Genomic DNA, 545 nt, shown 5'->3' with positions numbered 1-545 from the left:
GAATAGTATTCTCGGATTATTTGCCCAGTCTCCTTTAAAACCACTGCAGAAACATTCTGATAAAGTGACTGAATGTTGTGATTTATTAATTCCATTCTTCCAACATACCTTTGTAAAACAATGGGATGATGCAGAAAAAACACGTCTAGATATTTCTCAATGTGAACGTGAAGCAGATAGTTTAAAACGCGAAATTCGTTTGAAACTGCCTCGCGGTTTATTTTTACCCATTGATCGTACCGATTTACTCGAATTAGTCACACAACAAGATAAAATTAGCTAACTATGCAAAAGACATTGCGGGTCGTATGATTGGTCGCCAATTTGGAATTCCTGAAGAAATGCAGGAAGAATTTTTGCATTATGTACAACGTAGTTTGGATTCTATTCATCAAGCTCATTTAGTAATCGAAGAAATGGATAAACTACTTGAAACCGGTTTCAAAGGCCGTGAACTGAAATTAGTGAATACCATGATCCAAGAATTAGATTCTATCGAAGATGATACGGATCAAATGCAAATTAAATTACGCAAAATGCTATAC

The 545-nt window shown here is 35.2% G+C and carries 2 protein-coding genes; both read left to right on the top strand.

Annotated features, from left to right (window positions below; translation table 11 throughout):
• The coding region (locus tag ACTHTY_RS11500; protein ID WP_440367746.1) for a TIGR00153 family protein at nucleotides 1-283 on the top strand (283 nt) is incomplete at its 5' end.
• A 25-nt stretch (nucleotides 284-308) separates the two neighbouring features.
• Nucleotides 309-545 (top strand): DUF47 family protein (locus tag ACTHTY_RS11495; RefSeq protein ID WP_440367745.1); only part of this gene is annotated, 237 nt, incomplete at its 3' end.

It is taken from the genome of Neisseria sp. P0019.S002, assembly GCF_051957155.1.
Taxonomy (GTDB): Bacteria; Pseudomonadota; Gammaproteobacteria; order Burkholderiales; family Neisseriaceae; genus Neisseria; species Neisseria perflava.
Note: the sequence above shows the minus strand (reverse complement) of the source record. Positions and strands in the feature narration are given on the sequence as shown.